General features: G+C 37.8%; 13 protein-coding genes and 1 tRNA gene. All 14 read right to left on the reverse strand.

Annotated features, from left to right (window positions below):
- Positions 1-196 precede the first annotated feature (196 nt).
- The 14 genes from J7K93_12460 to J7K93_12525 all read right to left on the reverse strand — a co-directional run bounded on the left by J7K93_12460 (position 197) and on the right by J7K93_12525 (position 13195).
- Complete coding sequence (locus J7K93_12460) at positions 197-727, reverse strand: DUF4416 family protein (protein MCD6117822.1); 531 nt, start codon at positions 725-727, stop codon at positions 197-199.
- 243 nt (positions 728-970) lie between these two features.
- Entirely contained in the window at positions 971-1399 is a 429-nt protein-coding gene (locus J7K93_12465) for a YkgJ family cysteine cluster protein (GenBank protein MCD6117823.1), read from the reverse strand.
- The gene (locus tag J7K93_12470) at positions 1400-2230 is read right to left on the reverse strand and encodes an HAD family phosphatase (protein MCD6117824.1); all 831 of its coding nucleotides are present in this window, start codon (positions 2228-2230) and stop codon (positions 1400-1402) included.
- Positions 2231-2389: 159 nt separating this feature from the next.
- Positions 2390-4108, reverse strand: coding sequence for a hypothetical protein (locus J7K93_12475; GenBank protein MCD6117825.1), 1719 nt, complete (start codon positions 4106-4108; stop codon positions 2390-2392).
- Positions 4109-4110: 2 nt separating this feature from the next.
- Positions 4111-5424: a ribosome biogenesis GTPase Der gene (gene der / locus J7K93_12480; GenBank protein ID MCD6117826.1), complete on the reverse strand. Its 1314-nt coding sequence runs from the start codon at positions 5422-5424 to the stop codon at positions 4111-4113.
- Positions 5421-6701 (reverse strand): DUF512 domain-containing protein, encoded by a 1281-nt coding sequence (locus tag J7K93_12485; GenBank protein ID MCD6117827.1) that lies wholly within the window; start codon positions 6699-6701, stop codon positions 5421-5423. The genes der and J7K93_12485 overlap by 4 nt, the downstream gene beginning before the upstream one ends.
- Complete coding sequence (locus tag J7K93_12490; GenBank protein ID MCD6117828.1) at positions 6664-7881, reverse strand: AI-2E family transporter; 1218 nt, start codon at positions 7879-7881, stop codon at positions 6664-6666. Before J7K93_12490 ends, J7K93_12485 begins: the two co-directional genes overlap by 38 nt.
- Positions 7882-7939: 58 nt before the next feature.
- Positions 7940-8845 carry a hypothetical protein gene (locus J7K93_12495; GenBank protein MCD6117829.1) on the reverse strand — a complete coding sequence of 302 codons (906 nt, stop codon included), beginning with the start codon at positions 8843-8845 and terminating at the stop codon, positions 7940-7942.
- Between the two features lie 16 nt (positions 8846-8861).
- Positions 8862-10070, reverse strand: a complete 1209-nt coding sequence (locus tag J7K93_12500) for a hypothetical protein (GenBank protein MCD6117830.1) — start codon at positions 10068-10070, stop codon at positions 8862-8864.
- A gap of 15 nt (positions 10071-10085) precedes the next feature.
- Complete coding sequence (locus J7K93_12505; protein MCD6117831.1) at positions 10086-11237, reverse strand: S-layer homology domain-containing protein; 1152 nt, start codon at positions 11235-11237, stop codon at positions 10086-10088.
- A 33-nt stretch (positions 11238-11270) separates the two neighbouring features.
- Positions 11271-12185 (reverse strand): LPP20 family lipoprotein, encoded by a 915-nt coding sequence (locus J7K93_12510; GenBank protein MCD6117832.1) that lies wholly within the window; start codon positions 12183-12185, stop codon positions 11271-11273.
- A gap of 42 nt (positions 12186-12227) precedes the next feature.
- Positions 12228-12300, reverse strand: a tRNA-Gly gene (locus tag J7K93_12515).
- Between the two features lie 74 nt (positions 12301-12374).
- Positions 12375-12899, reverse strand: coding sequence for an adenine phosphoribosyltransferase (locus J7K93_12520; GenBank protein MCD6117833.1), 525 nt, complete (start codon positions 12897-12899; stop codon positions 12375-12377).
- 17 nt (positions 12900-12916) lie between these two features.
- Positions 12917-13195, reverse strand: a complete 279-nt coding sequence (locus J7K93_12525) for an acylphosphatase (protein MCD6117834.1) — start codon at positions 13193-13195, stop codon at positions 12917-12919.
- Between the last annotated feature and the right edge of the window lies 1 nt (position 13196).

The following is a 13196-nucleotide window of genomic DNA, read 5'->3' on the forward strand; positions in this document are numbered from 1 at the left end:
ACTGCAATCAGTAAGTATCTTTTTTTCATTTTGTTACCCTCCTAATAAAATTTACAGGTTGTTCTGAATTAATGAGTACAGGTATAAGAATTCTCAAAATCTCCTGTTTTACTCTGTATCTCTACTTCTTTTAAATCGTGACAACATTACAATATATTATTTTCTCTGCAATTAATAAATATATAAAATAGGTTTCTCAGTATGATTTCTGTAATACGGCTTTTTTATACTGAGTTCTCAACTCAAGGAAAAATTCGTCATACATCCCTGTTTTAAAATCAGGGAAACTCCATGGATACGAAGTAAATCTGCCCTTGGAATAAAACAGGGTAAGATCAGCCCAAATACCCTTTTCAAGATAAACCTTGTTTCCGTTGTACTTTGCAGAAGGAAGAACCACCTTATCATAATCAAGATAACCTGGATCAAGATTTACTTTACGGTCAGATCCTTCAGCTATCCGGTCTTCAATTTCATTTGTCTTGATTTTTATTAAAGCAATACTGCCCGGATCGATTAATTTTTTATAGCTGTAAAAACATCTATAAATAGGAGTTCCCATCTCTTTTACATAATAATCGGAGACATCAAAGCTGTACTCTCTGCTCTTTACGCCTGTTTCACCAAATTCATCGTATAGAAGAGAGAACGCTTTATCCAGCAATTGTTTTTGTGAATAAAGAATACCGACAAATAATTGTACGGGAACGGGGTTTTGAGGTTTCATTTTATTTTACCTGCAAATTAATTAAATACCATAAATTTAAGATGTTATAGGACATATCTTTCTTTTCTGCCCTGCACCTGGTCTCTCGCAACGCTCGCAGAGACCGCAAAGACAAAAAGGGATAAAGGATAAAACATTTTCTGAAAATCTCCGCTCATGACGGTATTCTGATGATGTCATTCCCTCATGTTTTTAGAGGGAATCCATGGGTGGGGTTTATTTAATCCTCTATCAGAAAAAACATCATTTAACAGAATAATCAATCAGTTCCAGTATCTCTTCAAAAGAGAACAATTCCCCCTGCCCTATTCCGGGGCAGTTCTCTGCAGTCTTTTTCCACACATCTTCATTTCTCAAATTTTTAAACCAGAAAGGGAATGACCTGCACTGCACCGGTCTGACAGGATAAATCCTGCATCCTTTATCAAAAAAAATACATCTGCCGTCATCAAACTCCCTGACAACAACGCCATGTTCACCTGTTTTCAGATATTTGGAAAACAAGTCTTGTTTGGAAATATTTAAAAATTCCGAAATCCTTTTAACATCTTCTCTGCTTACCCTTACAATACCCGGAGCTCCTGTACAGCATGCTCCGCATTGTTTACATGAGAATCTTAACCCCTGTTCAAAAAAATATCTGTTTTTATCTGCTTTTAACTTATCAGTCATTTATATTCCGGCAAACTTTCTTACTGCATCGGAAAATCCGTTTTCATTGTTGCTTTTTACAACAGTGTATAAATTCTTAAGAAGAGGAATTCCGTTTGATACAACTGCGGACTTTTCTGTCCATTTGAGAAGATCAATATCATTGTAGTCATTCCCAATACCAAAAGTAGTTTTTTGTTCAATACCTATAAACTTACACAGCCATTCGGCTGCACTGCTTTTTGACACCTCAGGAGGAAATATCTCAATCCATATTGACTCTCCGTCAAGCGGGGATGTGCTTCTGATTATGTGAGTCCCTTTCAGCTCATCTGTTATAGAAAAGTAGCGATCCTCATCATTTGGAATAATCACAATAAACTGACATGCCGGCCCGAATTTTTCAGCTCTGCCGTTTAAGGGCTCTGCATAATCTTCGTAAAGAGCAACTCTTGCAGAAAAATCCGTTTCTTCTCTTCCCGAATAAAAATATTTAAATGCATGATTTTCAGGAACAGGATAATGTACAAAAAAATCAACATTCATTTTGATTAGTTTATCAATCATTGTCTCAACATAATCAGGATGCATTGAATGCTTTTTAAGAATTTTTCCGGTTTTCCAGTCCATTATTCCTGCACCGGAAGAAAAAATTAAGAAATCAATGGGGAAATCATTCGAAACAACATTTGAAAATGAAAAATAGGATCTTCCTGTGGCAACAACTCTTGTAACACTGTTTTCACCCAAGCTGATAAGAGTATTCCAATCCCGCCTGCTGACAGCTCTGTCAGATCTAAAAAGCGTACCGTCGAAATCAGTCAGTATCATTTTTATATTAGAATTTTTCATTCTACTCCTGATTAGGAAGGTAAAAAACAGCGTCTTTAAATTAAAAAATATAATAAACTTAAGATATTATAAAACATACTGCAATCTGAAAATCTCCGCCCGGAAATGGATGTAGAAATGTTCGCCTACAGCAGCGGGGATTTGTGACAAGTATCTACCCTACCTTACTACAGCAATTTTACCCTTCCTTATCACATTACTACCCTGCAGAATATAATAAATATATACCCCTGACGCTACCTGCTCTCCGATGTTTCCAATACCGTTCCATGAATAAAAATCAAAATCAGGTAAACACATTTTTTGATTTTTATACACAAGAAAACCTGAAGGTGTTATAATCCTCAATACACACAAACCCTCCTTATCAGAAAGAAAAGGAATAGTTAATAGGCTGCCTGAACCGGGGTTAAAAGGATTTGGAAAACTTTTTGGTAAATTCTCTTCTGAAAGCGGTTTTGCACCTTCAAATACTTCCGCATTGTTTACATATCCTTCAGAGCTGTAATCAACAGATCCGCATTTCCATATCTGAGGATTATCAGACACAATACCGGCACTTGCATAATTGCCTACTGGAGTTAAAAACGGAGACTTTGAATAACGTGAAATTTTCAGATATGCCGAATCCGAAGCTGAGTATGTGCTTCTTCTTATATTAAGAGGTATAAGCATACAGCTTTCACCATTGCCATCAATGAATTTATAGTATGCAGCACCTGTTCCCACGATATTTACAGAAAACGCAGTATCACCTGACAAAGTAAAAATTCTATCTGCACGCTGCTGAGGATATAAATCGCCTTCAGGATAGAAACGTGCAGTATCAGACATAGGCCCTGTAGTAGCATTCCACGTATAGAACAGAGATAATTCATCGTTAAACGAGGAACCATGGGTTTTAAGAGTTTTATCAATAGCATCAATCACAGGCAAGGTTACAATATTTTCCCATATTGACGGGACTAAGTGTTTATCTCCGAATCTTTTACTCAAATAGTGAAACCACAGGCACTCTCCGTACATCCTCATTCCGGAATTATAACTAAAGCTGTAATTTGAGCCCCTAAAAAATTCCGGCAAATAATATATATAATCATTAACATAATCATAAACAACATCTTCCATCCACGTTGCACAGGCTTCCATTAAAAATATATCGGTATCACGGAAATTGTACCCGAACTGAATAACATGATTAAATTCGTGTGCAGTTGTGACCCGCATCCCTTTAATACCCTTTGTGTTCGTCTCCTTATAGTCATTATCAATTACTATGTAGGTTATCCAGCCTCCTCCTGATCTGTCTGAATAACTCGTGTAACCGTAAAATCCATTTAAATCCATAATGTAAACATCCCATTCAGGGCCGTCAATATTGTTATCATCCGGAGGCGATTTAAAACCCATATTTTCGACTTCAACATGAAAAGAATAATCAAGGCTGTATGCTGTCTCCTCAACATAGTCGGGAACACCTGAATTATCTAAATCTGCATTAGAAACACTGCTTGAATCACTCTGCTCTGTAGTATAGTGTATCTTAAACAGCTTTTGCGGACTTACAAAACTATTCGGCAGCACAGGCCTGCTTAATATTTTGGAAACTATTTTTCTCTGGCTTGATGAGAATTCATTCCTGTGAAGATAAATTTGATGCATAAGCTGAGTTCCGCATTTAACAGGTTCCTCTTTATATGCTTTTAAATATTCAGGCAGAAATCCGGGTTCAAACATTCTTACTGCTTTAAAGTACAGAGCATCTGTTGCTGAGATATTGCCCTGCTGCATCTCTTGATTAAGCTTTGCCTCAAACGTCTGAGAGAATAAATTCTTAGTAAAAATAATTATAACCACAGCATACAGAAGGTATTTCATTATTAATTCTTTCTAAATGTTATTGATATCGGTACACCTCTGAATCCAAATCGTGACCTGATTTGATTTTCCAGAAATCTTGCATAATTTTTACTTACAAGTTTCGGATAATTTGAGAAAAAGACAAACCTTGGAGGGCTTGCATCAGGCTGAGTTCCGTAAAGCACGCGAATACGTTTTCCGCGCACTGCAGGATGCTGATAGTAACGATTAAGTTCAGCAAGCATTTGATTCAGTTCATGGCTGGAAACTCTCTTTTTACGCTCATTTGCAACTTCAATTACACCTTTTATAACCTGATTGATTTTAAACTTTGTTTTACAGGACACACGTAAAAGCGGTACGTATTCGAATCCTCTCAATCTGATAAAGGAATCCATAGCTTCCCGCGATTTATCTTCATCATTTCTTACAAGATCCCATTTATTCACAACAAGCACAACACCCTTTCTGGACTCTACTATACTTTTTAATATATGCATATCCTGTGAAGTTATACCTTCTTCTGCATCTGTAAAAAGGCAGGCGACATCACTTCTTTTAATTGCGCTCTGTGTCCTTATGTTGCTGTAATATTCAACGCTCTTTTTAACGCGGGCTTTTTTTCTCAGGCCGGCTGTATCAACCATAATAAACCTGTACCCCTTTATATTTGTATAAGAATCAATTGCATCTCTCGTTGTCCCGGGCTGATCTGTTACAACATGCCTGTCTTCTCCGATTATAGTATTAATAAATGTTGATTTGCCAACATTAGGCCTTCCGACAACTGCAAGGCGTATTTCATTCTCATGCGAAGGGATTTCTTTATAATCGCAGTTCTCAATCTCTTGTGCAACAATAGTGAGCATATCACCCACACCTCTGCCGATTAATGCTGATATAGATATAGGGTCGCCAAGCCCCATCTTGGTAAAGACTGCAATTTCCGATTCTCTTAATTCATTATCAACTTTATTAACAACAAGTATACATGGTTTTTTGCTCTTTCTAAGCTGCCTGGCAACATCATCGTCAATATCTGTAATGCCTGTTGTAACGTCAGTAAGAAATATAATTACATCCGCCTCATTTACAGCATGCTGAGCCTGTTCCGTAACCTTCTCTTCAATTACATCTGCAGATTTCGGTACAAATCCTCCTGTATCAATAACAGTAAATTCTTGTCCTATCCACTCGGCATCTGCATAATTTCTGTCTCTTGTTATACCCGGCTGATCATCAACAATTGCTTCACGTCGTTTAATCACCCTGTTAAACAGAGTAGATTTGCCTACATTCGGCCTTCCCACAATTGCCACTACAGGCTTATTCATAAATTTCCCCACATCTCTGCAAAATTATCAACCGGTATAACATTTTTACCAGTTGCTTTTTCAACATCACCGATATTCAGGTTATCAAGAAAAAGTCCCTTATTGTTTATTGTTTTCCCCGGAATCACCAATGTATCCGCATCTGTATTTTCCCCTGCATTTATAAAATCTTTTCCGCACAGCAAGCCGGAAACAGTGACATCGGGCCCGTAAAGAGAATTTTCAGAAGCATGCATTTTTACACTAAGGTTTTTAATTTTGTTAAGTTCTTTAATAACATGCTTTTCAAGTATTGATACAGCCAGCTTTCCTGTAATAATTAATACACTCTTTTCTTTTTCAATAATTTTTGGAAATTGTTTTTTCTCTTCCCTGAAATTATCAATAAAATCCCTCACAAGCCCCACTCCGTTTTCTATCTGCCAGAACTCTCCGTAATGGAATTTATCAGGTAATTTCTCTCCGGCTTTAAGATAAAACTCATCACTGAAATAGACAAACGATTCCTTGAATTTTTTAATAAATTTTTTCTGATTCTTTCTTCCATTTTTCAGAATCTCACGTGCAATATTTTCATTAACTCTTTTAAGCGGTGGAAGTTTTGCTCTGTGAGACGTAAGGCCTACCGGTACAACTGCGAGAGATCTGAAATCAGGATAATATTTTGACAAAGATTCAATAGTATTTTGCAAAATTTCTTCGTCATTAATTCCGGGGCATAAAACTATCTGTCCGTGAAGCTCAATATTGTTTGATGTTAAGAATTTTATCTTCTCTAACAGATGATCGTCCTTCTTAAGGCCAAGCATTTTTTCCCTTACATCAGGATCAACAGCATGCACAGATATGTAAAGGGGAGAAAGCCTCTGCTCTGCAATTCTTTCCATATCATGCTTTGTTATATTTGTTAAAGTAACAAAATTTCCATGCAGAAAAGAATATCGGTAATCTTCATCTTTAAAATATAGATTTTTTCTTAATCCCGGGGGGTTTTGATCAACAAAACAAAAAATACAGGAATTTCCGCATCTCCTCGGTTTCATTGGACAAAATTCAATACCGAGATTACTGCTGTCATCAATATTAACAACTACTTTTTGATTTTCTCTCTTAAGCTCAATTGAGAGATTATCTTCAATAGAATAAAAGTGGAAGTCCAGAACATCTTCCACTCTATTGCCGTTAATACTTTTGATAACATCATAAGGTTTTATCCCTGCTTTTTCAGATACGCTCCCCTTATCTGTTTTCAGAACTATAAGCTCTCTTTTGTTCAAGAATCTCTCTCCAACGTTCTCTTCTTTTCCACTCATCTATAAAGAATTTTATTAATGCCGCAGTAGGAACTCCTATTATCAGCCCCCAAAATCCGAATATCTTTGCGAAAATAAGTACTGAAAAAATAACTGCAACAGGATGAAGCCCAACTCTGTCACCGACAATTTTCGGAGATATTACATAACCTTCAAGCCCTTGTACAACAAGAAATACAGCGCCTATTTCTATTGCAGCCATAAGAGGGTTTGAAGTAAAAAGTGCTGTAAGAAGAGCTAATCCCAGGCTTATGTAAAGGCCTAAAAACGGGATAACATTTAAAAGCCCTGTCATAACACCGACTAAAATTGCAAAGGGTATGTTAAAAATAAACAGCCCTGCCGTTGTAAGGACTCCGACAAATGTACAGACGATTATCTGTCCTCTGACATACTGTCCCAGGATTCTGTTCAGTCTCCATGAATAAAAATAGATATTTTTTCTATACTTTTTCGGGCCAAGGTCAAGAAGCCATTTTTTAATTACATCAAAATCTTTTAAAAAATAAAATGTTAAGATCGGAATCAGAATCAAATTAAAAATTCTGCTTAAAAAGGTGCTCATTCCTGTAACACCTTTCAGCACATTGGACAGAATCTGCTCAAAAGTAGTAGGTATATTCCCCATAAAATGTTCTTTAAATGTATCAACATCTATGTGCAGAAAATGGAGGACTCTCGGTGTCATATCCTGGACCAGATCAGCTGTCTGTACTGCAAGTTGCGGTACTTTTTGTATAAGATCCTGTATTTCCTTGACAAGTGCTGGTAAAAGCAGGAACCCGAAGATTATTACAAGCCCCAACGAAACCAGCATAATAATCATTACCGATACTGTTCTTGAAAAACGGGCATTCTGAAGCTTATCTGCAACAGGATCAAAAAGATATGCTGTAATACCTGCAATGACAAATGGGAATATTACAGACTGAGTCCACGATAAAAACCATATAAAAAGTATAAAAAAAACAACAAATGAAAGAATTCTTGCCGCCTTGTACTCTCTTAACCCTGCAAGTATAATTAGCAGCAGAATCCCCACAAAAAGGGGAGATAAGACTGAATATGCAGCCCATATAAATGCAGACAGAAAAACTAATATGGAAATTACAGACAGATAATTTTGGGTAATGTTATTTTTCATAAAATATTTAAAAAGGAGGGCTTTTAAAAAACCCTCCCTGTTACCTGTTTCTTTTCAATTAATTAACTTTTATAATATCGCCTTTTTTCATACCTCTGCCGCTTACAATAACAGCTTTTGCAGCCTTACCTCCTGTAATCAGCCCCGTTATTTTAATTACTCCTGTCTTCTTTTCCTCAACACCGAGAGAAAGCCCTGTATCCGGATCTATCAATTCTTCCCCTTTTGAATAGACCGTAAATAAATCCCCGGTTTTTACTCCTCCCTCAGATCCAGGTTTAATATAGATAATCGAACCTTTGACAAGAATAATCTTACCGCTCCACGGCATGACTTCCATCTGTTTTTCTATTAAAGCAACTACTGCATTAACAGCATTACGCGTTGCTTTTCCTACAAGAGAATTATCAAAGCTGGTCCTGTCATTAAATCTTCCATTCCTTGAAGAAAATGACAGCCCGGATGAAGATTCTTCTTTCCTCACATTCTCCGCTGCAAGAATTTCTCCTGTAGTAGTATTCACAATTCTAACATCAATTGCCACAGTAGCAGACTGTTTTTTTACACCAATACCAATTCCTTTAATTCTTCCCCGTGTACTGGATTTCTTATAACCGAACTCACTTACTGAACCAAATACAGCAAGTTCAACTCCAAGAAGACGGCCGATTGCTACAGCACTCTGCTGAGTAACTCTGCCGCTTTGGCCCAGGTTCTGCTCCTGCATAATTTTATCTATTTCCTGACGTTCAATCACTCTGTATTTTCCATTCTTTACAAGAGTGGTTACAAGCATGTCAGCCATTCCGTCTCCGGGAGAGCCCCCGTTCCACCATCTATAGGGGTGAGAGGTTTTATCTTCAAACGAAAATACAGCAATACGGCGTTTCAGCTGTGCATTGGCTGCTGATGAAAGTAAAATTATTACTGCAAAAAAAGTAAAATATACTATATTTTTCCGCATAGCGCTGCCTCAAAATTTAATATATCGAAGAAATAAATGATATTGAAATCACATTCTGACTTATTCCGGTAACTTTAATTTTATAATCAGAAACTTTCTGGCCGTCAAGCCTTTCTGCAAATCTATCAGCATTCTCAGTTACAACAACTTCAAGAGTTGCAAAACCATTGTACCAATCACGCTGACTTACTGATTTTACTCCCCGCAAACTTGTAGACAGAAACCTTTTCAATTTTGCCAGTGTAGAAAAGCCTTTAACCCCTTTTACTTTCAGAACAATAACTCCTCCTGAAGACAGATCATCCTGCCATTTATCAAGAATCTTATTCATAATCTTAGTTGAAACAATATGGGAGGCTTTAGCTATTGCTTTTGTACCGCCTACAACATCATCTATGTGCGGAAATGCTCCGTTTGCCATTGCAGATCCAAGTATATCTCCCGTATCAGCTCTTATTGCTTTCACGCTGACAGTTGCCTGCTGAGATTTCTGTTTTGCACCAAAGGCCTCCACAATCGTAGATTTAGCCATAGCCTTGCCTGTAATAATTACTTCAGCTCCTATTGCACGTGCAAGGCTTGCAGCTTCTGCAACATCTCCTTTTAGGATTGCCGCGGCTTTTTCTCTGTCAAGGTTCCTTTGAATAGTCCTTTGATCTACGAATTTAAAACCTTTTTCCATAAAATCATTCATTATAGTATTTTCAGCTGTGTTTAAATCCGTACTTAGATAGGAAAATGACCCCGGTGCTTCACCGATATTCTGCTCATCAATAATAACCATCATTCTCGGCGTGTTTTTCCTGCGCATAAGGTTCTGTATGGCTTCAAGGTCATTTTCAATATCAGCCATTTTAACAGTCGCCTGAACTGTAACTTCATACAGATATTGATCCCTTTTGCGTTCCCGCACAATTTTATAATTTTTTACATACCCTTTTGTTTTTGACATTATATTATCATCAATAACCTGAAAATTCTTCACAAGTGTTTCAGATTCGATCATCATGCCGAGGGTTTGTTCAACACTTCGCCTGAGAGCTTCAAGTATGGCATCATCACGAGCATGTGCGATATCGTTCCCAATTATTGAACCTGTTCCGGTGGCAACAACACTCTTCTCTTTTTGGAGTCCTGCCTGGTCCTGAGCGTATACAAAAAATGTAGCTCCGGAAAGCAATAGAAGGACAAAAAGGAATAAAACGATATTTTTAACAGCTCTCATGATACTCTCCCTTCTCTAAAAAGTAAGCCTTAAAGCATTCTGAAACTTTCTAATCATCAGAAGAGCATCTGCTCCTGATACATGGTCTCTAATACCGAAAGCGCCGTCAAGGTTCTTTGTAGTCATGAATCCTCTGTCAACAGCGAGGCATATTGCATTATATGAAAAATGGCTCGGATTTACATCCGGAAATCTTGAAGTTGATCCGAGATATTTTGTTGCAATAGAATTATCGCCTTTAATAAGTATCAGCATATTCTGAAGGATCATGGCAAAATTTGCACGCGTTATTTTCTGGTCAGGATGGAATGTATTATCAGGAAATTTCTCCATAATTCCCGCATTTACTACCTGTGCAATCCATGTTTTTGCCCAGTGATCAGAAATATCAGCTATTTTTGCCTGTTCCGCTTCTTTCTTTTTCATTTCCGTCCGGCCTTCCGGTGCCCTGAAACTTGTATCATAAGTTTTTGTTTTTCTTTTATCAATAACAGTCAAAATTTTCAGTTCTTCAACGAGAAGAACAGCAAGATCCGACCTGTCAATCTCAGGTATCAGTGCTATTTTTTTACCGAGTTCAGTACCAGGCGCAGCTCTCTGAATTTTCTGTACAAGTTCCCATTCTTTATCTGCAGCCTGTGCATAATCACCTTTTGATGCAATGACCTTTCTAAAAGAATCTGCAGCATCATTAAACATAAAAGCTTCTTTGTACGCAATACCTTGATAGTACATTGCTTTATAGGATTTCGGATCAATTTTCAGCGCTTTGTTAAAACTTTTTTCAGCATTTTTGATCCAGTCTTTGTCTTTTTTCTCTGCAGTAAGAATACGGCCTTTTATAATATATGCATCAACGAATTTTTTGTCTTTGCCAATGGCTTTATCAATCATTTTAAAAGCCATTCCAAAATCTTTATTTTTACAGTTTATCAAAGCTTTGCCCGCATATCCTCCTGCGTAATCCGGTGCAAGCCTGATCGCACGGTCAAATTCTTTATCAGCATCTGTTAGATTTCCTCTTTCAATCTCGCGCAGGCCTTGTTTGTAATGGTTCTGCGGTGTATCGAGAATAGACTGCTGTGGGATTGGCTTTGGGCCGCACCCTGCAATTACAAGAAGTGCTGCAATACATACTCCCGCTGCAATTTTAATTCTGCTATTCATAATTGCCCTCCCTATTGTCAATAAGTGTCTGAGTTACTGAAGAATAAACATAACTTTACAACGCTGAAGGAAATTCATATTACTTGCTGCATTGTGAATTTTCTTCGCATCAGCTTCACTTATTACAAGATCTGTTTTATTGGGCCCTTTTACATCAAGGGCTTTAACAACAAGCGGATTATCTGCAACTCTCTCATTTTTCACAGCACTATTTACGTCCTTATCATATCCTACCATTCCTATATCCACTGCATAGTCTCTGCTTACATATTTGGAACCGTAAATTTCATTGCCCTGAGGGTCAATTAGTTTAGGAGCCATTGCGGGACGCACATTAAGGCCTCTTGCATCAATAATCAAACCCGTATAAACAGCAGAGCTGTTACTATTTGCATTTCCGCCTGTTCTTATAAGTTCTACTCCGGCCGGTACCGGTTTACCGGCAGGCCAGGGCTGTCCGCATACAGGGCATAAAAGCTGGCCGCCTGTCATAAGAACACCGCCTCCGAAATCATGAGGCAAAAGTGCATCTGACATAACGCCTGTAATCGGAACTTCAACATCAACTTCAACATCTCCTGTTGACATATACCTTGTGTCCACAACTCTGAACCCTCTGATTGCGCCCCGGATACGGCTGCTTATATTATCATCCACAATCATAGCATTTCTCACTTCAGTCTCTGATGAAAGAGTAATCCCCTTGACAGTCTCAAGAATATTCCTCAATGCATCAAGTTTTGCAGCTCGTAATGCACCTGCTCTCTGAGCAGTTACAGGATCATTCGGATTAGGTGCACCGATTCCAGTGCATTTAATAACCTGGTTTGACCAGTCTACCCTTCCTGTACCCCCTACATCCTGGACATATCCCTGAGCAAACAGCAAAGGCGATACCATTAAAATAACAGTTATAACTACGCCCCAGATCAAACTTTTCTTATTCATAATAACCTCCATAGACATTTATTGGTTATCTTCAAAAAAAAGAGCGAATGACGGGAATCGAACCCGCGACATCCAGCTTGGGAAGCTGGCGCTCTACCATCTGAGCTACATTCGCATACCATAGTCAAAAAGAATTTATATAAAAGTTATTCTTTCTGATGTAAAAGTCAAGATTTTTCTTATTATTCATCATTCTTCGTCATAGGATATAAGAGACAGTACCGGCACTCCCTTAAACCTATCTCTTCCATTTAAAAATGCAAGTTCAATTAAAAATGCAGCTCCAACAACACTGCCACCCAACTCCCTGACCAGATCAATTGCTGCGTTTACTGTTCCGCCTGTTGCAAGCAGATCATCAACAATGAGTACCTTTTCGCCTTTCTCAATTGCGTCTTTATGTATCTCAATAACATTTGTACCGTATTCCAGAGCATACTCTTTCTGCAGGGTTTCTGCAGGCAGTTTGCCTTTCTTTCTTATAGGTACAAATTTTGTGCCTAATTGTACAGCCATTGCACCGCCGAAAATAAATCCTCTTGATTCAATACCCGCAATAACATCCAAGTCTGAATCTTTATAAGGCTTGCACAAACTGTCAATTGAATCTTTAAAACCCCTGGGATTCTTAAGCAGGGTTGTAATATCCTTAAAAATAATACCTTTCTTCGGGAAATCGGGAATATCTCTTATCAGATTCTTAAATTTATCCATTTTTAAATCCTTTACGATTAATAGGCTACGTCAAAGCCTGTAAATTCATTCCTCGGATTTTCTTTTTTAACATTCAAATCTGTAACATCTGCCATTCTGTTTCCAACCGGAAGTGTTTTTATTAACTCGTCCACCATCCCTTCTTCGCCTTCAACAAGAATTTCCACTTTGCCGCTGTATAGATTTTTAACCCACCCTTTTAATTTCAGGTGCCTTGCAATCTTCATAACAAAAAATCTGAATCCTACTCCCTGTACACGCCCTGAAACAATTATATGTGCACGGATTTCAGCCATG

Source organism: bacterium (assembly GCA_021158245.1).
GTDB lineage: Bacteria > Zhuqueibacterota > QNDG01 > QNDG01 > QNDG01 > QNDG01.